16 protein-coding genes and 5 pseudogenes are annotated in these 20,691 nt (G+C 75.0%); 15 read left to right on the forward strand and 6 right to left on the reverse strand.

From position 1 onward, the window contains the following. The first annotated feature begins 102 nt into the window (after nt 1-102). The 4 genes and pseudogenes from MCM47_RS27930 (at nt 103) to ccrA (ending at nt 4,808) form a co-directional block, all read left to right on the forward strand. Complete coding sequence (locus MCM47_RS27930) at nt 103-723, forward strand: condensation domain-containing protein (RefSeq protein WP_238864482.1); 621 nt, start codon at nt 103-105, stop codon at nt 721-723. Next, on the forward strand, nt 720-2,009 hold the full coding sequence (locus tag MCM47_RS27935; protein ID WP_238864483.1) for a KR domain-containing protein: 1,290 nt from the start codon (nt 720-722) through the stop codon (nt 2,007-2,009). The genes MCM47_RS27930 and MCM47_RS27935 overlap by 4 nt, the downstream gene beginning before the upstream one ends. 38 nt (nt 2,010-2,047) lie before the next feature. Then, a pseudogene (locus MCM47_RS27940) lies at nt 2,048-3,223 on the forward strand (acyltransferase domain-containing protein); the annotation flags it as partial. A gap of 409 nt (nt 3,224-3,632) precedes the next feature. Continuing rightward, the gene (gene ccrA, locus MCM47_RS27945; protein WP_238864580.1) at nt 3,633-4,808 is read left to right on the forward strand and encodes a crotonyl-CoA carboxylase/reductase; all 1,176 of its coding nucleotides are present in this window, start codon (nt 3,633-3,635) and stop codon (nt 4,806-4,808) included. Here the strand turns inward: ccrA and MCM47_RS27950 are convergent. Further along, nucleotides 4,805-5,278: a 4'-phosphopantetheinyl transferase superfamily protein gene (locus MCM47_RS27950; RefSeq protein ID WP_238864484.1), complete on the reverse strand. Its 474-nt coding sequence runs from the start codon at nt 5,276-5,278 to the stop codon at nt 4,805-4,807. The genes ccrA and MCM47_RS27950 overlap by 4 nt on opposite strands. Nucleotides 5,279-5,620: 342 nt before the next feature. Then, nucleotides 5,621-6,748, reverse strand: a complete 1,128-nt coding sequence (locus MCM47_RS27955) for a class I adenylate-forming enzyme family protein (RefSeq protein WP_238864581.1) — start codon at nt 6,746-6,748, stop codon at nt 5,621-5,623. A gap of 105 nt (nt 6,749-6,853) precedes the next feature. On the opposite strand from MCM47_RS27955, the gene paaA reads away from it, so the two are divergent. From paaA to MCM47_RS28000, 9 genes and pseudogenes are all read left to right on the forward strand, one after another. Next, entirely contained in the window at nt 6,854-7,735 is an 882-nt protein-coding gene (paaA, locus tag MCM47_RS27960; protein WP_238864582.1) for a 1,2-phenylacetyl-CoA epoxidase subunit PaaA, read from the forward strand. Next, nucleotides 7,732-8,007, forward strand: a pseudogene (gene paaB / locus MCM47_RS27965) (1,2-phenylacetyl-CoA epoxidase subunit PaaB); the annotation flags it as partial. The gene paaA and the pseudogene paaB, both read left to right, overlap by 4 nt. Nucleotides 8,008-8,119: 112 nt before the next feature. Beyond that, a pseudogene (locus tag MCM47_RS27970) lies at nt 8,120-8,586 on the forward strand (Phenylacetic acid catabolic protein); the annotation flags it as partial. Nucleotides 8,587-8,624: 38 nt separating this feature from the next. After that, a pseudogene (locus tag MCM47_RS27975) lies at nt 8,625-9,467 on the forward strand (FAD-binding oxidoreductase); the annotation flags it as partial. Nucleotides 9,468-9,678: 211 nt separating this feature from the next. Next, complete coding sequence (locus MCM47_RS27980; protein WP_238864485.1) at nt 9,679-10,452, forward strand: SDR family oxidoreductase; 774 nt, start codon at nt 9,679-9,681, stop codon at nt 10,450-10,452. Between the two features lie 17 nt (nt 10,453-10,469). Then, nucleotides 10,470-11,321 (forward strand): tryptophan 2,3-dioxygenase, encoded by an 852-nt coding sequence (locus MCM47_RS27985; protein ID WP_238864486.1) that lies wholly within the window; start codon nt 10,470-10,472, stop codon nt 11,319-11,321. Between the two features lie 128 nt (nt 11,322-11,449). Next, nucleotides 11,450-12,271 (forward strand): S9 family peptidase, encoded by an 822-nt coding sequence (locus MCM47_RS27990; RefSeq protein ID WP_238864487.1) that lies wholly within the window; start codon nt 11,450-11,452, stop codon nt 12,269-12,271. Continuing rightward, nucleotides 12,268-13,389: an aminotransferase class V-fold PLP-dependent enzyme gene (locus MCM47_RS27995; protein WP_238864488.1), complete on the forward strand. Its 1,122-nt coding sequence runs from the start codon at nt 12,268-12,270 to the stop codon at nt 13,387-13,389. Before MCM47_RS27990 ends, MCM47_RS27995 begins: the two co-directional genes overlap by 4 nt. Before the next feature lie 299 nt (nt 13,390-13,688). Then, entirely contained in the window at nt 13,689-14,666 is a 978-nt protein-coding gene (locus MCM47_RS28000) for a cytochrome c oxidase assembly protein (RefSeq protein ID WP_238864583.1), read from the forward strand. A 99-nt stretch (nt 14,667-14,765) separates the two neighbouring features. Here the strand turns inward: MCM47_RS28000 and MCM47_RS28005 are convergent, their stop codons facing one another. Beyond that, nucleotides 14,766-15,485, reverse strand: a complete 720-nt coding sequence (locus tag MCM47_RS28005; RefSeq protein ID WP_238864489.1) for a TetR/AcrR family transcriptional regulator — start codon at nt 15,483-15,485, stop codon at nt 14,766-14,768. A 144-nt stretch (nt 15,486-15,629) separates the two neighbouring features. On the opposite strand from MCM47_RS28005, the gene MCM47_RS28010 reads away from it, so the two are divergent. After that, complete coding sequence (locus MCM47_RS28010; RefSeq protein ID WP_238864490.1) at nt 15,630-17,096, forward strand: MFS transporter; 1,467 nt, start codon at nt 15,630-15,632, stop codon at nt 17,094-17,096. Here MCM47_RS28010 and MCM47_RS28015 read toward each other — a convergent pair. From MCM47_RS28015 to MCM47_RS28025, 3 genes and pseudogenes are all read right to left on the reverse strand, one after another. Beyond that, nucleotides 17,089-18,714: pseudogene (locus MCM47_RS28015) on the reverse strand (NADP-dependent isocitrate dehydrogenase); the annotation flags it as partial. The gene MCM47_RS28010 and the pseudogene MCM47_RS28015 overlap by 8 nt on opposite strands. A 116-nt stretch (nt 18,715-18,830) precedes the next feature. Next, complete coding sequence (locus tag MCM47_RS28020; RefSeq protein ID WP_374209217.1) at nt 18,831-19,340, reverse strand: DUF4180 domain-containing protein; 510 nt, start codon at nt 19,338-19,340, stop codon at nt 18,831-18,833. After that, nucleotides 19,333-19,776 carry a helix-turn-helix domain-containing protein gene (locus MCM47_RS28025; RefSeq protein WP_238864491.1) on the reverse strand — a complete coding sequence of 148 codons (444 nt, stop codon included), beginning with the start codon at nt 19,774-19,776 and terminating at the stop codon, nt 19,333-19,335. Before MCM47_RS28025 ends, MCM47_RS28020 begins: the two co-directional genes overlap by 8 nt. A 252-nt stretch (nt 19,777-20,028) precedes the next feature. Here MCM47_RS28025 and MCM47_RS28030 point away from each other — a divergent pair, with 252 nt between their 5' ends. Then, nucleotides 20,029-20,670, forward strand: coding sequence for an SAV_915 family protein (locus tag MCM47_RS28030; protein ID WP_238864600.1), 642 nt, complete (start codon nt 20,029-20,031; stop codon nt 20,668-20,670). Nucleotides 20,671-20,691 lie beyond the last annotated feature (21 nt).

Raw genomic sequence — 20,691 nt, forward strand, 5'->3', positions numbered from 1 at the left:
CAACCTGATCCCGTTCAGCGAGGACCTGCGCTTCGGCGGGCACCCGTCCACCTCCAGCCCGCCCGGGTCGCGGGCCGGGTCCCGCAGTGGCGCCCGCTGCCGGTGCAGTACGCCGACTACGCGCTCTGGCAGCGCCGCCTGCTCGCCCCGCCGCCCGCCGGGGCGGGTCTGCTGGAACACCAGCTGGCCTTCTGGCGCCGGGCGCTGGCCGGCCTGCCGGAGGACGCGGGTCTGCCCGCGGACCGGCCCCGGGGTGCCCGCCCGGGCGAGGGTGCGGCCCGCACGCTGACCGTGGACGCCGAGCTGCACCGGGCGCTGATCAGGCTCGCCGAGGACGGCGAGGCCAGCCTGTTCATGGTGCTGCAGGCCGCCCTGGGTGCGCTCCTCACCCGGTGGGGCGCCGGCCCGCTGGTCGCGATCGGCACACCCGTCGCCGGCCGGACCGACCCGGCGCTGGACGACCTGGTCGGCCTGCTGACCAACACCCTGGTGCTGCCCACCGACACATCCGGAGACCCGGACTTCCGCACCCTGCTGGCCCGGGTGCGGGTACTGCGGCTGGGCCCGACCACGGCGCCGCTGCGGCCCACCGCGACCGGCACCGCCAAGTTCGACCTGTTCCTCGACGTGGTCGAGCGGACCGACGAGCAGGGCGCCCCGGCGGGCCTGGACTGCCACCTGGAGTACGCCACCGAGCTGTTCGACGCCGCGACCACGCGGTGAGCACCGGCCCCGAGCTGCCGGAGCCCTCGGTGGACACCTGGGCGGCGGCGCTGCGCCGGGCCGCCGCGGCCGGGGAGCACGCGGAGGTGGTGCACGTCCGCGCGGACGGCTCGGAGACCCGCCGCAGCTACGCCTCGCTGGTCCCGGAGGCCTCCCGGGTGCTGGGCGGGCTGCGGGCCCTCGGGCTGCGCCCCGGCGACCGGGTGATCCTGCAGTGCGAGGACACCGAGGACTACCTCGCCGCCCTGTGGGGCTGCATCCTGGGCGGCATCACGGCCGTCCCGCTGACCGTGCCCGCCTCGTACGAGACCGCGTCGGCGGGGCCCGTGCGGCCGGACCACGAGGCCGACCTGGCCCGGCTGCTGGACCGGCTCGCGGGGCTGCTGCTGGTCGGCCGCACCGCGCTGCCCGACGAGCCCGACCAGGAGCGGGAGCCCGCCGCGGACGGCCCGGCCGCCGACCGGGTCGCGGCGTACCGGCGGCTGCGGGCGCTGGGCGAGGTCCGCTACGAGGCGGCCGACGTGACCGACCCGGGGCAGCTGCGGGCTGCGGTGGACCGGGCACGCGACGCGTGGTCGGCGCCGCTGGCCGGCGTGCTGCACCTGGCCGGCGACCGGGTCGAGGCGCCGGTCACCGAGCTGGACCCGGAGCGCTGGCGGTCCGCGCTGGCGGCCAAGGTCGAGGGCGGCTGGGTGCTGTACCGGCTGGCCGCCGAGCTGGACGCCTCCTACACGGCCTTCTCCTCGGTCAACGGCTTCTTCGGCGGCTCGCTCAACGCGGCCTACGCGGCGGGCTGCGCCTTCCTGGACGCGCTCGCGGTGCGCCACGGGCGCGACGGACGCCCGGTGCGCAGCCTGGCCTGGAGCGCCTGGAAGGGCCGCGGGATGAGCGAGGGCTACCGGCTGGCGGCGCTGACCGAGGCCCGGGGCTACCGCGCCCTCGATGCGGTGGCGGCCCTGCGCTCGTACGACCTGGCGGCGTCGACGGCCGAGCCGCACCTGCTGATCGGCGCGGACCGCACGGCGCCCTGGGTGCGGGCGCACCTGGCCGGCCCGGCCCGCCCGGTGCAGCGGCTGGCAGGCCGGGTGGTGCTGGCCGACGGCGCGGACCTGGGAGCGGTGTGCACGGGCGCCGGCGAGGCGGCCCGGCGGCTGGACGTCGACGGGCACTGGGTGCTGCGGGCGGCCGGGTCCGCCGAACCCGGCGGGTCCGCGGCCCCGGACGGCGCGTTTCGTCAACCCGGCAGGTTCCGCCCAGCCTGCACTTCGAGCGGCCCAACCCGCTGATCGACTTCGCCGCGACCCCGTTCCGGGTCCCGACCGCGCTGGAGGACTGGCCGGCCGGCCCGCACCCGCGGCGCGCCGCGGTGAGCGCCTTCGGCGTCGGCGGCACCAACGCGCACGTGGTGCTGGAGGAGGCGCCGGCCGCCCCGGCGGACTCCCGGGCGCCGGAGCGGGCGCGCTGGCGGGTGCTGCCGCTGTCGGCCCGCACCCCGGGCGCCCTGCGCGGCCAGGCCGACGCGCTGGCCCGGCGGCTGGCGGAGGACCCCGGGCTGCGGCTGGCCGACGTCGCCCACACGCTGACCGAACACCGGCCGGGGATGCGGCTGCGCTCGGCGGTCGCCGTGCGCAGCGCCCGGGAGGCGGTCGCCGCGCTGCGCGCGCCGCTGCCCGAGCCGGTGGAGGTGGCGGACGGCGCGCCGCGGCCGGTGGCGTTCCTGTTCCCCGGCGGTGGCACCCAGTACGTGGGCATGGGCACCGAGCTGTACCGGGCCGGCGGCGTGTACCGGGACGCGGTGGACGAGTGCGCCCGCATCCTGCGGCCGGGGCTCGGCGGGGACCTGCGCACCGCGCTGTTCGAACAGGTGGACCCGGCGTCCGCCGAGGCGTTCCTGGCGCTGGTGGTCACCCAGTACGCGCTGGCCGCGGAGCTCGCCGAGCGCGGCGTGCGTCCGGACGCCATGATCGGGCACTCGCTCGGCGAGTACACGGCCGCCTGCCTCGCCGGGGTGTTCACCCTGGAGGAGATGCTGCCGCTGGTTCACGAGCGGATCCGGCTGATCGCCGCCTGTGGCGGTGCCACGGTCGGGGTGGCGCTGGGCGAGCAGCAGCTGCGGCCGTTCCTGACCGAGGGCGTCTCGTTGGCCGCCGTCAACGGCCCGGCCGCCTGCACGGCCGCCGGCCCGGAGGCCGCGGTGGCGGAGCTGGAACGGCGGCTGGCGGAGGCCGGGGTGACGTTCCGCCGGCTGCGGATGCCGGCCGCGGCCCACTCCGCCGTGCTGGACCCGGCGCTCGGCGAGCTGGCCGGGCACCTGCGCTCCGTCCCGCTGCGCCCGCCGCGCATCCGGTACGTCACCAACGTCACCGGCGACTGGGCGACGGACGCGCAGGCCGGCTCGGTGGAGCACTGGGTCGCCCACACCCGGCAGACCGTGCGGTTCGCCGACGGCGTCCGGACGCTGTGGGAGGGCGGCAGCCCGGTGCTGGTGGAGATCGGCCCCGGGGACACCCTGCTGAAGCTGGCCGGCGCCGCGCTCGGCGAGCGGGCCGCGGTGGTGGGGGTGACCACGATGCGGCACGCCAAGGCCGAGAGCCCGGACGGGCAGGTGCTGGCGGCCGCGCTGGGGCGGCTGTGGAGCGCCGGTGTGGCCGCGCTGCCCGAGCCGGACCCGGCCGAGCAGGTGCGCCCGGTCCCGCTGCCCGGCTACGCGTTCGACCGCCGGCGGTACTGGATCGACGCCCCGGGGGCCCGGCCGGCCGGGGCGGCGGACGGCCCTGCCGGTCCCACCGTTCCTCCGCCACCCACCCCGGTACCACCACCCGAGGAGTCTCCCGGTGAGCCAGCCGAGCCAGGTCCCCTTCGCCGAGAAGGACCTCTACGAACTGGGCGACGCGCCCGAGTTGGGGCGGATGCCACGGCGCATGCACGCCTCGCTGATCCGCCGGGAGCGCTACGGCCGCCCCGCGGACGCCTTCCGCACCGAGGTGGTGGACGTGCCGCCGGTCGGCCGCAACCAGGTGCTCGTGAAGGTGATGGCGGCCGGCGTCAACTACAACAACGTCTGGGCGGCGCAGGGTTACCCGCTGGACGTGATCGCGGCCCGGCAGAAGCAGGGCGCCACCGAGGACTTCCACATCGGTGGCTCCGACCTCTCCGGCGTGGTCTGGGCCACCGGCGAGGGGGTGCGGCAGTTCCGGCCCGGCGACGAGGTGGTGGTGCTCGCCAGCACCTGGGACGAGCACGCCGAGGACATCCGGCTCGGCGCCGACCCGGCGACCTCCGCCAGCCAGCGGGTGTGGGGCTACGAGGAGAACTACGGCTCGTTCGCGCAGTTCGCGGTGGTGGGCGAGTACCAGTTGCACCCCAAGCCCGCCCGGCTGTCCTGGGCCGAGGCCGCCTGCTACCTCGCGACCGCCGCCACGGCCTACCGCCAGCTGTTCGGCTGGGAGCCGCACGCGGTCCGGCCCGGCGACCCGGTGCTGATCTGGGGCGGGGCGGGCGGTCTCGGCAGCATCGCGATCCAGCTGGTCCGGCACGCCGGGGGCATCCCGGTGGCGGTGGTCTCGAGCGCGGAGCGCGGCGAGTTCTGCGTCCGCCTGGGCGCCCGGGGCTGGATCGACCGGCGCGACTTCGACCACTGGGGACGGCTGCCGGACGCCACCGACCAGGAGGCGATGGCCCACTGGCTGAAGGGGGCCCGGGCGTTCGGCCGCCGGTTCTGGGAGGTGCTGGGCGAGCGGCGGGCGCCGCGGATCGTGCTGGAGCACTCCGGCCAGGACACCATCCCGACGTCGATGTACCTGTGCGACAACGCCGGCATGGTGGTCATCTGCGGCGGTACCACCGGCTACAACGGCGACGTGGACCTGCGGTTCCTGTGGATGCGGCAGAAGCGCCTGCAGGGCTCGCACGTGGCCAGCGCCCGGGAGGCGCGGGAGGTGTCCGCGCTGATCGCGCAGGGACACATCGACCCGTGCCTGTCGCGCACCTTCGACTTCGAGGAGGTCGGGCTGGCGCACCAGCTCATCCACGACAACCAGCACCCCCCGGGCAACATGGCGGTGCTGGTCAACGCGGGGCGCTAGGGCCGCACGCCGCCCGGGCGCGGCAGCGCCGTCCAGCAGAACACCCCGTCGCCCGCGGCGCCGACCCGCACCAGCGCCGCGGGCGGTGGGGTGCCCGGGGCGGCCGGGGCGGCCGGCAGGCTCGGCCGCAGGCGGAAGGCCTGCGGCCGAGCGCCGGCCGGCAGCGGGTCGGCGGTCAGGCGGGCCACGGTGAGCGCGCCGAAGGTTCCCGGCTGCAGCCCGCACAGCAGTTTGAAGGCCGCCTCCTTGGCGGAGAACAGGGCCAGCAGCCGGTGCTCCGCCTCGGGCGTACCGGCGTCGCCGACCCAGACGCGCTCCGGTCCGGTCAGCACCAGCCGTGCCGCCGCGGCGGGCAGCCGGCGCAGTTCCAGGTCGCAGCCGACCGCGGCGTGCCGTCCGAGCGGGGCGGCGACGGCCACCGCGAGCCCGGCCGAGTGGCTGATGGACAGCGTCCAGCCGGCCGGCGCCACGGGTCGGCGCCCGGCCCGCCCGATCTCGCCGACAGCCGGCCGGCGCCACGGGTCGGCGCCCGGCCCGCCCGATCTCGCCGACCGGGCCGCCGGCCGCCCGCAGGGCCCTTCGGGCCGCGCACCGGCCGGCCAGGAACTCGCGGCGCCGGGTGGGCGGCATCCCGGCCGCGGCCTGTGCCTCGCTCGGCCCGGCGGGTGCGGCGTCCACGTCCTCGGCGCCGCCGTCCCCGCCGGGCCCGCCGTCCCCGGCGAGGGCCCAGCCCAGGGACAGGCCGCGCGCGGCCAGGGCAGCGCCGAGCGGCGGCAGGTCGTCCAGGACCTGCCGCCGCACGAGCTCCCCTGTCACGCCCGGAGCAGCTTCTTGACGATCTTCCCGGCCGGATTGCGCGGCACCTGCTCGATGAACTCGATCCGCGCCGGGCGCTTGTACGGCGCCAGCCGCTCGGCCAGGTGGCGCTGCAGCTCGGCCCGGCCGGTGTCCGCCCCGGCCACCACGTAGGCCAGCGGCACCTCGCCGTAGTCGGCGTCGGGCATGCCGACCACGGCCGCATCCTGCACCGCCGGGTGCTGCAGCAGCGCCCGCTCGATCTCGGACGGGTAGACGTTCTGCCCGGCCCGCAGGATGAGGTCCTTGGTGCGGTCGACCAGGTGGATGCGGCCGGCCCGGTCGATCCGGCCGAGGTCGCCGGTGCGGATCCAGCCGTCCGCGGTGGTGATCTCGGCGGTGGCGTCCGGGTTGTGCAGGTAGCCGTGCATGACGCCCGGTCCGCGGACCACGATCTCGCCGATCGCCTCCGGCTCCACCTCCCGCCCGTCGGCATCGATCGCGCGCACGGACATGCCGGGGACGACCCGGCCGGCGGGGATGATCCCGCCCACCGCGTCCGGGGCCGGGTGCTCCTCCGGGCCGAGGGTGACGAACGGGCCGCCGACCTCGGTCATGCCGTAGACCTGCCGGAAGCCGCAGCCCAGCCGCTCGGCGGCCGCCACGTACACCTCGCGGGGCATCGGCGCGGCGCCGTACATGACCTCGCGCAGGGCGCCCAGTTCGGTGCGTTCCAGGGCCTTGGCCTGCAGCATGAAGCGCAGCATCTGCGGGACCAGCCAGATGTGCGTGGCGCGGTGGGCCTCGATCGCGGCCAGCGCGCGCTGCGGGGTGAAGCCGGGCATCAGCACGGCGGTGGCCCCGGCGGCCAGGTAGGTCAGCGTGACCACCATGCTGCCGTGGTAGAGCGGGCAGCAGTTGACCAGGACCATGTCGTCGGCAGGCCTGCTGACGGCCAGCCAGCCGAGCGCGATGGCCCGGAACGACCGCTGGTCCACCACGACGCCCTTGGCCCGGCCGGTGGTGGCCGAGGTGTGCAGGATCGCGACGGGATCGGTGTCGGCGACCTCGGGCAGCTCGAACTCCGGCGCGTCCGCGCCGATCTCCGCGAAGGCCGGCTCGTCCAGGGCGATCCGCCGCGGCACCGGGAGGTCCGCGAAGCGCTCCAGCAGCGCCGTCTCGCCGATCAGGGCGGTCGGCTGGTGAGACTGTGGTTGAGCGGCACCCGCCGCTCCGACGGCTACCGGCGGATGCTGATCCGTCAGATCGCCCAGCACGCGCACTCGGAGATCATCGGCATGCAGCCGGAGGGCGCCTGGCTGACCCGCGCGCCGTCCCTGCACCGCAAGGCGGCCCTGCTGGCCAAGGTGCAGGACGAGGCCGGGCACGGCATGTACCTGTACTCGGCGGTCGAGACCCTGGGCGTGGACCGCGCGGACCTGCTGGACGCGCTGCACCGCGGCCAGCAGCGCTACGCGGCGACCTTCGACCACCCGGCGCTGACGTGGGCCGACACCGGCGCCATCGCCTGGCTCACCGACGGCGCCGCGGTGGTCAACCAGGCACCGCTGACCCGAACGTCCTACGGCCCCTACGCGCGGGCCATGCGGCGGGTCTGCCAGGAGGAGGCGTTCCACGTGCGGCAGGGCTACGACCAGTTGCTGTCCCTGACCCGGGGCACGCCGGAGCAGCACCGGATGGCCCAGGACGCGGTGAACCGCTGGTGGCTGCCCGCGGTGGCGCTGATGTTCGGGCCCCCGGACACCGAGGCCGGCGGCGCGGGCGTGGCGGTCGGTTCGGCGGTCTCCCGGCAGGCCATCGCCTGGGGCATCAAGCAGCACACCAACGACGAGCTGCGCCAGCGCTTCGTGGACCTGGTCGTGCCGCAGGCCGAGAGCCTGGGCCTGACCCTGCCGGACCCCGCGATCCGCTGGAACCCCGAGCGCGGCCACCACGACTTCGGCCCGATCGACTGGCCCTGCTACCGGCGGGCGCTGGCGGAGGGGACCCACTGGGCGCGGCAGCGCCTCGCGCACCGGGAGGCGGCCCACCGGGACGGCGCCTGGGTGCGGGAGGCCGCCGAGGCGTACGCCGGCCGCGGCGGCGAGGAGACGGCGGAGGTGGCGTCGTGACCGGCGGCAACGGCGGCGCGCCGGCCTCCTGGGAGGTGTTCCTGCGGGCCAGGCGCGGACTGGCCCACCAGCACGTCGGCTCGGTCCGCGCGGCGGACCAGCAGCTGGCCCTGGCCACCGCACGCGACCTGTTCGCCCGCCGGGGCGAACCGCAGTCCCTGTGGGTGGTCCGCTCGGACCAGGTGCACGCGGTCTCACCGCAGGAGAAGGACCCGTACTTCGCGGGCGCGGCGGCCAAGCCGTACCGCTATCCCGGTCACTACGCGCCGTTGGGCGGGCCGGAGTCGTCCGAGCCCTCCGGTCCGGCCGCGTCGGCCGATCCACCCGGGCCGGCCGATTCACCCGGGCCGGCCGAGCCGTCCGAGTCCGCGGAGGGAGCGGGCCGTGACCGCTGACACGACGGCCGGTACCACCGGCGGGACGACGGCGGCGCGGGAGCGGGACCTCGCCCGCTGCGCGCTCGGACTGGGCGACGACGCACTGGTCCTGGCCCAGCGGCTGTGCGCCTGGATCACCCGGGCGCCGAGCATCGAGGAGGACCTGGCGCTGTCCAACATCGCCCTGGACCTGCTCGGCCACGCCCGCGTCCTGCTGACCATGAGCGACGCGATTTCCGCAACACGCTCCTCGCCGAGCTCCCGGGCGGCGACTTCGCCGTCACGGTGGCCCGGCAGCTGCTCTACACGCACTACGCGCAGTTGTACTACGCCGAGTTGGCGGGCTGTGCGGCCCCCGAGCTGGCCGCCTTCGCCGGGCGCGCCGCAACGGAGGTGGGCTACCACCGGGTGCACGCCGACGGCTGGACGGTCCGGCTGGGCCTGGGCACCGCCGAGAGCCGGCGCCGGATGCAGACCACCTCACCGACGACACCGTGGCGATCACCCTCGCGGTGCCGGACCGGCTGGCCGGCGCCTTCGCCCACCGCGCCGGGCAGCACGTGGTGATCCGCCACCGGCAGGACGGGCGCGACCTGCGGCGCTGCTACTCGGTCTGCCCGCCGCCGTCCGACCCCGGCCGGCTCCGGCTGATCGTCAAGCGGGCGAGCCCGGACGGTTTCGGGGCGCACGCGACGACCCGCCTGGCGGTGGGAGACCGGCTGCAGGTCTCCCCGCCGGCCGGCACCTTCCAGCTGGCCGCCGCCCCGGTCGCGCACCACGTGCTGCTGGCCGGCGGCACCGGCATCGCCCCGCTGCTGGCGATGGCCGCGGCCGCACTGCGCGACGACCCGGGCTGCCGCGTCTCACTGCTGTACGCCGCCCGCGGCGCCGGCTCGCTGCTGCTGGCCGACGAGCTGGCCGACCTGAAGGACGCGTACCTGGGCAGGCTCACCATGCTCCAGGTCTTCTCCCGGGAGCGCCGGGAGGCGGAGCTGCTCTCCGGCCGGCTCGACGGCGACCGGCTGCGGCGCCTGCTGTCCGCGCCGGGCACCGAGTTCGACGCGGCCACCGCCTTCTACCTGTGCGGACCGTGGGGGCTGGTGGCGCTGGCCCGGACCGCGCTCGCCGAGGCCGGCGCGGCCGAGCGGCAGATCCGTCTGGAGCTCTTCTCGCCCGAGGGGACGCCCGCCGCGGTCCCGGTGCCGCCGGCCGGCCGCAGCGTCCGGGTCACCGCACGGCTCGGCGGCCACACCGCCGGCGCCCGGATGCTGCCCGGCGACCGCACCCTGCTGGACGCGGTGCTGCGGGTCCGGCCGGACGCACCGTACTCCTGCCGGGTCGGGCTCTGCGGCAGCTGCCGCGCCCGGGTGGTCTCCGGCTCGGCGGCACTGGACAGCCAGTACGCGCTCGACAGTACGCGCTCGACCCGGCCGAGGTGGCGGCCGGCTACACCCTCACCTGTCGCGCCCGTCCGCAGACGGACGCGATCGAACTCGACTTCGACGCCTGAGACCTCGGGCGTCCCGAACGCCGGCCCCGGCGGGGCCGGCGCAGAGAGGAACCAAGATGACGTCGACCAGACTCGCCAACCGGACCGCGCTGGTGACCGGTGGCAGCCGCGGCATCGGCCGGGCGATTTCGCTGCGGCTCGCCGCCGAGGGCGCGCTGGTGGCCGTGCACTACGGCCACGACCACCAGGCCGCGCAGGACACCGTCAAGCAGATCGAGGCGGACGGCGGCCGGGCCTTCGCCCTGCGCGCCGAGCTCGGGGTGCCGGGCGACGCCGAGGCCGTCTGGGACGGCTTCGACCGGGGCCTGGAGGCGCTGGGCGCGCCGGCCGGGGTGGACATCGTGGTGAACAACGCGGGCGTCACGCTGCCCAAGTCCATCGCGGACGTCACCGAGGAGGACTACGACCGGGTCTTCGCCGTCAACACCCGTGCGCCGTTCTTCATCCTCCAGCGCGCGCTGCCCCGGCTGCGCGACGGCGGCCGCATCGTCAACGTCTCCTCGGGCGCCGCCCGGATCGCCTACCCGGCGATCGCCGCCTACACGATGACCAAGGGCGCGCTGGACGTCCTCACCCCGGCCCTGGCCCTGCAGTTGGGCCCGCGCGGCATCACCGTCAACACCGTCGCGCCCGGCTTCACCGACACCGCGATCAACCCGACCCTCGCCGACCCGCAGATCCGCAGCGCCCTCGCCGCGCACTCGGCCTTCAACCGGCTCGGCGCGCCCGCCGACATCGCCGACGTGGTGGCCTTCCTGGCCGGTGACGACGCCCGCTGGATCACCGGCCAGTGGATCGACGCGACCGGCGGCGTCCACCTCGGCCTCTGACACCCTGGAGCCCACAGATGATCAACCGAACGCCCGTCCCCGGGGACGCCGCCGAGCTGGCCGTCTTCTCGGGCACCTCGCCGTACGAGGACTACGTGCACGCCTCGGTGCTCGGCTCGCTCCAGCAGCCGTCGCTCCAGCAGCCGTTCACCGACGCGCCCGACGAGATGGGTTTCCTGGTCACCACCCAGGTGATGGAACTGTGGTTCAAGCTGATCGTGCACGAGTGGCGCGCGGCCTGCGACGCGTTCGCCAAGCAGGACCTGCCGGCGGCGCTGGACGCGCTGGAGCGCAGCCGCCGTGCCCACCTGTCGCTCAACGCCAGCTGGACGCCGCTGGCCGCGCTGACGCCGGTCCGCTTCAACGGCTTCCGGGCCGCCTTCGGCAAGGCCTCGGGCGCCCAGTCCGTCCGGTACCGGATGATGGAGTTCCTGCTCGGCGAGAAGTCCGACGCGATCCTGGACGCCCACCGCGGCGACCCCGTGGAGCACGCCGAGCTGGGTGAGCACCTGCACGCCCCCTCGCTCTGGGACGAGGTGCTGCGCTACCTGCACTCCCAGGGCCACGAGGTGCCGCAGGCCGTGCTCCGGCGGGACGTCACCCAGGAGTACCGGCCGGACGAGGGCGTCGTCGAGGTGTGGCGGCGGATCTACCGCGGACCGCAGCACGATCCGCTCCTGCGGTTGGCCGAGCTGCTCACCGACATCGCCGAGTCGGTCGAGCGCTGGCGCACCGACCACCTGCTGGTGGTGCGGCGGGCGATGGGGGCCAGGCCGGGCAGCGCAGGCACCTCCGGGTTGGACTGGCTGGACCGTCGCGCGCGGCGCCGGGTCTTCCCCGAGCTGTGGACGGTGCGCAGCCATGTCTGAGCCCACGTCCGACCCGAGCGTCACGTCCGACCCGAGCACCACGAACCGCCACGACGGCCGCCGCCGTCACGGCGACCACGACGGCCGGCAGGACGATCTCCGCCTTCGCCGCCGAGGAGGAGCGGAGGGTGCTCGGCCTCCGGCCGGTGCTGGCCCCGGTCCACGGCCGTTACGGCGACCACCCGCACCAGGTCTACGACCTGTGGCCGGCCGCGGGCGACCCCGCCGACACACCCCTGGTGATCCTGTTGCACGGCGGCTACTGGCGCTACGACCGGATGCACCTGACGCCGTTCGCCGCCTACCTGGCGGGGCAGGGGCTGACCACCCTGCTGCCGGGCTTCCGTCGCTCCGGAGGCGCGGGCGGCTACCCGGAGACCTTCGACGACATCGCGCGCATCGTGGACACCCTCCCGGCCGGCCGGCCGTACGTCCTCGCCGGGCACTGCTCGGGCGGGCACCTGGCGTTGTGGGCCGGGGCCCGCGCGCTGCTGCCGGCCGACTCCCCCTGGCACGCCAGCGCCGGGTCGCCCACCGCGATCCTCGCGCTCGCCCCGCTCACCGACCTCGAAGCCACCATCCGGGACCGGCTCAGCGAGGACGCGGCCCTGCAACTGCTCGGCGGCCCGGAGGCCGTACCCGAGCGGCTGCCGCTGGTGGACCCGGTCACCCTGCTGCGCGGGCCGGGCACCACCGGGGTGCGCACCGTCCTGCTGCACGGCGCGCTCGACGAGGAGGTGCCGCTCGACCAGTTCACCGACTACGCCGCCGTCCACCGGGACCTGGAGGTCGTCGTGCTGCCGGACACCGGCCACTACACCCTGATCGAGCCCGGCGCGCCGGGCGCCCGCGCGGTCGCGGAGCAGTTGCACCGGCTGGCCGCAGAGTTCGGCCCGGGGCGAGCCGCCGGGAGCGCCGCGGCCACCGGGAGCGCCGGGAGCACGGCATGAGCAGCACCGCCGAACGCCTCGCCGCCCGGGCCGCCGCGCTGGATTCCGCCGACCCGCTGTCCGGCCTGCGCGAGCGCTTCCTGCTCCCGCCGGGCGTCGTCTACCTGGACGGCAACTCGCTCGGCGCGCTGCCCGCGGCCGTCCCGCCGGTGCTGGCGGACGCGGTGCACCGGCAGTGGGGCACCGGTCTGATCCGTTCCTGGAACGACCACGCCTGGTGGCAGGCCCCGCTGCGGGTCGGCGACGCGGTCGGACGCCTGATCGGTGCGGCCCCGGGGCAGGTGGTGGTCGGCGACTCCACCAGCGTGCAGCTGTTCAACGCGCTGAGCGCGGCGGTCCGGCTCCGCCCCGGCCGGCCGCTGCTGGTCGTCGACCGGGACCACTTCCCCACCGACCGGTACCTCGCCGCCTCCGTCGCCCGGCTCCACGGCCTCCGGCTCCGCGCGGTGCCGGCCGACGCGCTGGCGGACCTGCTGTCCCGGGAGGGGGAGCAGGTGGCCGCCGTACTCGGCGCACCGGTGGACTACCGCACCGGCCGGCTGACCGACCCGGCGGCCGTGACGCGGGCCGCCCACGACGCGGGCGCGCTGGCGGTGTGGGACCTGTGCCACGCCGCCGGAGCGCTGCCGCTGGACCTGGACGCGCTCGGCGCCGACCTGGCCGTCGGCTGCGGCTACAAGTACCTGTGCGGCGGCCCGGGCGCCCCGGCCTTCCTCTACGTCGCCCACCGGCACCAGGCCGACTTCGACCACCCCCTGACCGGCTGGAACGGCCACGCCGACCCGTTCGACCCGACCGAGGAGTACCGGCCCGCCGAGGGCGTCTCGCGCGCGCGGATCGGCACTCCGCCGATGCTCTCCCTGCTCGCGCTGGAAGCCGCCCTCACCGTCTTCGAGGGCGTCGACCCGGCCCGGCTGCGGGCCAAGAGCCTCTCCCTGACCGGCTTCCTGCTCGACTGCGCCGACGACCTGCTCGCCCCGCAGGGTTTCACCCTCGGGGTCAACGCCCTCTACGTCTCCCATGCCGACGTGCTGCACGCCATGACCACCCTCCGGGAGATCGCCGCGGAGGGCGCGCACCGGCCGTACCTGGCCAAGCGGCGGGCGGTGGTGACCTGAAGCACGACCGGTGAGCCGGACGACCGCCCCGGTACGGCGCCGCACCTGCGACCCGGGTGGGACCGGTGCCGTCCGAGCGGTGCCGTCCGGACCGGTGTCGTCCGGGCCGGCGCCGTCCGGACGGGTGTCGTCCGCCCCCGACCCTTGCCGTCCCGGCTCGCCGCCGGAAGGGGGCCGGGGGGAGGCCCGGGGTAAGGCCCGCCTAGGCTGTAGGGCGAACCAAAACGGGCGAACCGGACCCACCCTGGGCCCGCGACGAGGGAAAGCAGGACCCGCCGATGGGCGACGGAATGTCAGGGATGCACCACCACGGCGGGATGTCGCAGCTGGGACCGTTCTCCCTCTCCAACGTCATGACCTGGTCCCCCGACTGGGTCTTCCTGATCGGCAGCCTGGTCGCCCTGGCGCTGTACGTGACCGGCGTGGTCCGGCTGTACCGCCGCGGCGACCGCTGGCCGATCGGCCGGACCGTCGGCTGGGTCGCGGGCGTAGGCTCGGTGATCCTGGTCACCTGTACCGGGCTCAACGACTACGGCATGGTGTTGTTCAGCGCGCACATGATGCAGCACATGGTGCTCTCCATGCTGTCGCCGATCCTGCTGCTGCTCGGGGCGCCGATCACGCTGGCGCTGCGCTCGCTGCGTCCGGCCGGCAAGGGCCGGCCGCGCGGTCCCCGCGAGCTGCTGGTGGCGCTGCTGCACAGCACCTACGTCCGGGTGATCTCGCACCCCGCGTTCACCATTCCGCTGTTCATCGCGAGCCTGTACGGGGTGTACTTCACCCCGCTGTTCGACTTCCTGATGCAGTACCGGCTCGGGCACATCTTCATGATGGTGCACTTCCTGGCCGCCGGCCTGGCGTTCTTCTGGCCGATCATGGGCGTGGACCCGGGCCCGCACCGGCCCGGCCACGTGATGCGGATCATCGAGCTGTTCATGGGGATGCCGTTCCACGCGTTCTTCGGCGTGGCCGTGATGATGGGCAGCCACCAGCTGGTGAGCACCTTCACCGAGGCGGGCGCCCCGCCCGGCACCGACCTGCTGGCCGACCAGAAGCTGGCCGGCGGCATCACCTGGGCGTTCGGCGAGATCCCGACCGCGATCGTGCTGATCGCGCTGGTCTACCAGTGGATGCGTTCCGAGCAGCGGCTCTCCCGCCGCCGGGACCGCGCCGAGGACCGCAACGGCGACGCCGAGCTGGCGGCGTACAACGCCTACCTGGCCTCGCTCGACAAGCGGAACCAGCGCCCGGCGGCCCCGGCCGCCGACGCCGGCTGAGCCGACCGCTCCGGCCCCCTCCGGTCCCAGGAGCCCCCGCCCGTCGGGCGGGGGCTCCTGTGTTTCCGGCCTCCGGCCGGCCGGCGCGAACGGGCGCGGTCAGGCCGACGGGTCGGTCCCGCCGCCCTGCCGGGCCAGGCCGGCGACCAGGATGTCCAGGCCGAACTCGAACCGCTCGCCCCCGACGTTGCGGGTGAGCGCCACGGCCATCGAGGTGATCATCGGGTACCGGTCGACCGGGATCGTGCCGAAGTACGCCAGGACCTGGTCGGTGAACTCCTGGGAGTTCCCGCCGCTGCGGGTCGAGGCCTCGAAGGTGGTCGCCGTGGTGTACAGCCCGAGCAGGTCCACCCCGTACGCGGCCGTCTGCTCGTCCAGGCCACCGGCGCGCAGGATGGCGAGCATGTTCTCGGCGACGTCCATCGCGTGCGGGGTCATCGGGACGTTGGCGGTCACCGCGGCCTTGGCCAGGTCCCGGTGGCCGAGCAGGACGTCCCGCGAGCGCCGCAGCAGCCGCTTCAGCTGCTCCTGCCAGTCGGCCGGGTCGGGCCGTTCGAGCTCGATCTCGGAGTAGGCGAGGTCGAGGACCAGGTCGACCAGCTCCTCCTTGTTCCCGACGTGCGCGTAGAGGCTGGCCGCACCGGTGTCGAGCTCCTGGCCCACCCGGCGCATGCTCAGCGCGTCCATGCCCTCGGTGTCGACGATCCGCAGCGCGGCCTCGACGATCCGCTCGCGGGTGAGCGGCTGGCGCCGGGAGCCGCCCTTCTCCTTCTCCTGCCACTGCCCCGACCAGCTCGAACGCGGGGCTGCACTGGTCATGGAGGGCTCCTTCACGGGTCGACGACGCATCCCACCCTACTTGACACGAACGCCGTTCCATGGAAGAACACTGTTCGTCAAGCCAAACAGTGTTCGTTCGGACGAACGAGGTTCGTCCAGCTCTGAATCCACTCGGAGACCCGCATGACCAGTCCGACCGCCACTTCCGCCCCCGCCGCACCGGCCGCGCCCGAGCCCGCCGGCTACCGGCTGCGCTGGGCCGCCCTGGCCGTGATCCTCGCCGCCGAGGTGATGGACCTCCTCGACACCACGATCGTCGGAGTCGCCTCCCCCGCCATCCAGCACGACTTCGGCGGCAGCGGCGCGCAGATCCAGTGGATCTCCGCCTCCTACACGCTCGCCTTCGCCGTGCTGCTGATCACCGGCGGCCGGCTCGGCGACCTCTTCGGCCGCAAGCGCCTCTTCGTCGTCGGCGCGGCCGGCTTCACCGCCGCCTCGGTGCTCTGCGCGGCCGCGCCCGGCGCCGGCACGCTGATCGCCGCCCGGACCGTCCAGGGCCTCTTCGCCGCGCTGCTGATCCCGCAGGGGCTCGGCCTGATCAAGGCGATGTTCCCGCCCAAGGAGGTGGGCGCCGCGTTCGGGCTGTTCGGCCCCGTCCTCGGGCTCTCCTCCGTCCTCGGGCCGACGCTGGGCGGCTACCTCACCGACGCCGACTGGTTCGGCACCGGCTGGCGGATGGTCTTCCTGGTCAACCTGCCGCTCGGCGTGCTCGCCGTGCTCGCGGCCCTCAAGGTGCTGCCCGCCGACCGCACCACCCGCGCCCCCGGCGCCGGCCGGCTCGACCCGGTGGGCGTCCTGGTGCTGAGCGCCGCCGTACTCCTCCTCGTCTACCCGCTGGTGCAGGGCCGCGAGCTGGGCTGGCCGCTCTGGACGTACGCCGCCATGGCGGCCTCGCTGCCGGTGCTCCGGCTCTTCACCGTCCACCAGCGGCGGGTGCTGCGCCGTGGCGGCACCCCGCTGATCGAGCCCTCGCTGTTCGGCAAGCGCGCCTTCACCTCGGCGCTCGCCACCGGACTGGTCTTCTTCGCCGCCGTCTCCGGCCTGCTGCTGGTCTTCACCCTCCACCTGCAGCTCGGCCTCGGCTGGACCCCGCTCCACTCCGGGCTGAGCATGATCCCGCTCTCGCTCGGCATCGTGCTCGGCGCCGTCCTCTCGGGCGCCCTGCTCGGCCCGCGGTACGGCCGCAGGGTGCTGCACGCCGGCATGACGGTCGCGGCGGCGGGGGTGCTCGGGCTCCGGGCCACGGTCGAGCACTGGGCGGCCGACCTCACCAGCTGGGAGCTGGTCCCCGCGCTGGCCGTCGCCGGCCTCGGGCTCGGCCTGATCATGGCGCCGTTCTTCGACATCGCCCTGGCCGGGGTGGAGGACTCCGAGACCGGTTCGGCGGCCGGCGTGCTGAACGCGCAGCAGCAGCTCGGCGGCTCGATCGGGGTCGCGTTGCTCGGCACCGCCTTCTTCGGCCGGGCGGGTTCGGACGGATTCCGCCACGCCGCCGGCTGGACGTACGGCCTCACCGCCGGCCTGTTCGCGGTGACCTTCGTGGTCGCCTTCCTGCTCCCCCGCCACGCCCGACCGCAGGCCTGCCGGTGACCGAGATGGTGTTCTCGCCGCGACGGATGCGCTCCAGCGAGAACTTGGTGGCCTCGACCGGGGACTTGATCTCGATCTGCAGGCCGGTGGTGTCGTGCTGCGCCAGGTACGTCTTGACCTTCTCGATCAGGACGGCGTCGTGCGCACGGTCCTCGTCCAGCCAGAACACGGCCGGGTCGCCGGTGGCGCGGGCGCGGGTGACGGCCAGCTTGACCCAGTCCTGGATCGGCAGGTCCTTGGTCTGGCAGGCGCGGAAGATGTCGCCGGGCTGGACGGGCTGCTCCAGGACGACGTCGCCCTCGGCGTCGACGAGCCGGACGGTGCCGGCGGCGGCGATCTCGAAGGTCTTGTCGTGGCTGCCGTACTCCTCGGCCTTCTGGGCCATCAGACCGACGTTGGGCACCGAGCCCATGGTCGCCGGGTCGAAGGCGCCGTGGGCGCGGCAGTCCTCGATCACGGCCTGGTACACGCCGGAGTAGCTGCTGTCCGGCAGCACGGCCAGGGTGTCGGCCTCGTTGCCGTCCGGGCCCCACATGTGGCCCGAGGTGCGGATCATGGCCGGCATCGAGGCGTCGACGATGACGTCGCTCGGGACGTGCAGGTTGGTGATGCCCTTGTCCGAGTCGACCATGGCCAGGGCCGGGCCGTCGGCCAGCTCGGCCTCGAACGAGGCCTTGATCTCGGCGCCCAGGTGCGGCACGTTGTCCAGGCCGTTCAGGATGGTGCCGAGGCCGTCGTTCGGGCTCAGACCGGCGGCGGCCAGCACCTCGCCGTACTTGGCGAAGGTCTGCGGGAAGAAGGCGCGGACCACGTGGCCGAAGACGATCGGGTCGGAGACCTTCATCATGGTGGCCTTGAGGTGCACCGAGAACAGCACGCCCTCGGCCTTGGCGCGGGCGACCTGGGCGGCCAGGAACTCGCGCAGCGCGGCGACGCGCATCACCGAGGCGTCGACGACCTCGCCGGCCAGCACCGGGACCTTCTCGCGCAGCACGGTGGTGGTGCCGTCCTCGGCCACCAGCTCGATGCGCAGCGCGCCGTCCGCGGCGATCACGGTCGACTTCTCGGTGGAGCGGAAGTCGTTCTCGCCCATGGTGGCGACATTGGTCTTGGAGTCGGCCGACCAGGCGCCCATGCGGTGCGGGTGGGTCTTGGCGTAGTTCTTGACCGAGGCGGGGGCGCGGCGGTCGGAGTTGCCCTCGCGCAGGACCGGGTTGACGGCGCTGCCCTTGACCTTGTCGTAACGGGCGCGGACGTCCTTGTCCTCGTCGGTCTGCGGGTCGTCCGGGTAGTCCGGCAGCGCGTAGCCCTGCGCCTGCAGCTCGGCGATCGCGGCCTTCAGCTGCGGGATGGAGGCCGAGATGTTCGGCAGCTTGATGATGTTGGCGCCCGGGGTCTTGGCGAGCTCGCCCAGCTCGGCGAGGGCGTCCTCGATCCGCTGGCCCTCCTCCAGACGCTCCGGGAAGCTCGCGATGATCCGCCCGGCCAGGGAGATGTCGCGAGTCTCCACCTGCACGCCCGCCGTCGAGGCATAGGCCTGGACCACCGGCAGGAACGAGTACGTCGCCAGGGCCGGCGCCTCGTCGGTGTGCGTATAGATGATGGTCGAGTCAGTCATCGGTACTCCGCTTCACGTCTCCAACGTCTTGACGTCAAGATATCTCGTCGGTGCCCCCTCGCTCCACCTCCCCCTGCCGTGGAATGCGCGCGGGCCCCGCCCGGGGCGGACGGCGGTCAGCTCCACCGTGGTCCCGGGGCGGGCGCGGGGCAAGCGGAGGGCTCTCGGATCGCGGACTCCGCGACCCCGGCGAGGCGGTCCGCGAGTTCGGCCTCGTCGGCCAGGAACCAGAGCTGCCGCCCGCGGTTGCTCTCCCGGACGAAGTCGCGCAGCGCGTCGCTCGCGGCGACGTGGTGGGCGATGTCGCCGAGCACGACCAGGCCGATCCGATAGTTGACGAACTTCTGCACGATGCCGCCGGCCACCCTGGTGCCGAGCCGGAAGAAGTCCTGGTGCAGCCGGGCGACCGGAAGGACGACCCAGGTCGCGCCGCAGCCGAAGGCCTCGCCGATCAGGTCGGTCGCGTCGCGTTCCTCCCGGATCGGCGCACCGTCGGCCGGCACCCGCATGACCGTGCGGTCGGCGGTCTCGGCCGTGCCGTGGGCCGCGGGGGTCCCAGGGGTCCCAGGGGCCTCGGGGGCCTGGGAGGCGTCGGGGGCCTCGGAGGCGTCGGGGATCTCAGCCATGCCGGTTCTCCTTGATCAGTGTGTCGACGAGGGCGAGCACGGCCGCGGTGTCGGCGGGGCCGCCGAGGACGACCAGCCGCAGCGTCTCGCGGTCCTCCTCGTGGACGGCCTCGACCCGCAGCGGCGGACCGCCGCCGTCCCGCGGGCCGGCGATCGCCGCCAGCACGGTGTTGGCCACCCGGCCGGCCTCGACGCGGCCGATCGACTCGATCCGCACCACGGCGGACACCTCGGCGTACCGCGGCTCGGCGGCGGGCGGCTCGGCGGCCGGCGCGCCGGTGAAGGCCTCCAGGTCCTGGCGGGCGATCCGGTACTGCTTGCCGATCCTGGTCGCCCGCAACCGGCCGTCGCGGATGTAGCCGCGCACGGTGCGGACATGCAGGCCCAGCAGTTCGGCCACCTGCTCCACCGAGTAGTACTGCGGCACGGAGCTCACCTTTCGCATACTTCCCTTAACCACTGCAACCTACCATCCGATGAGGACCGATAGGGAGTTTTAGGGAGGCCGCCTCTGGGGGCGTGAACCGCGGCGACGGGGCGGCCGGCAGCGCACGGTGCGTCAGAAGTCCGTCAACACGGCGCCTCATCCGGTCAACGCCGCGTATGGACGGCGTCGGGGTGCCCGCGGCCGCCCTAGCGTCGAAGAAGCAGTTCCGGCAGGCCCCTCGACCCACTCGGGAGCACCCGCATGGCCCGCGTCGTCTGGCACGTCCCGGTCACCGTCACCGGACGCACCACCGCCCTCCGCCTCTTCCGCCTGCGCGACGGCCGCCGCTGCGCGGTCGGCTTCGCCTCGGCGGAGGCCCTCACCGCCCTGCTCGGCCCGCAGCAGGCCTCCGTCCGGCTCGCCGAACCGGCGCTGCGCGCCCTCGTCGCGCCGCTCGGTGTGGACACCCTCGTCCTGGACGCCGCTCGGTGTGGACACCCTCGTCCTGGACCCCCGCCTGGTGGCCCCGCCCGTCGCCGGGCCGGCCGTCCTCTCCCCCGCCCCGGCCGCTCAGCTCCAGCCCAGGTGACCGCCCTCCACCTGGTCCCCGGCGCAGGCGCGCGCTCCGGGGAGACCGCCCGGCCGCTGCACGCCCTGGCCCGGATCAGCTTCGGACCGGTCCCCTTGGACTTCCACCGCCTCGCGGCGGAGTTCCCGGCGGTGCAGAGCGGGCTCGCGCTGGCCGGGGACGCCGACCTGGAGCTCCGCCTCGCCTGCACCGGCCCCGCGGAGTTACGAGCGGTCACGGCTGCACTGCAGCGCTCGGGCGCGGCCCGGGTCCGGATCGAGCTGGTCCTCCGGTCCCTCGCCCCCGGCCCGCCCGCACTCCACCCGGTCCCGTGAGCCCACCGGTCCGGGCCCGGC

This window comes from Kitasatospora sp. A2-31 (assembly GCF_022288725.1).
In the GTDB taxonomy this organism is placed as follows: domain Bacteria; phylum Actinomycetota; class Actinomycetes; order Streptomycetales; family Streptomycetaceae; genus Kitasatospora.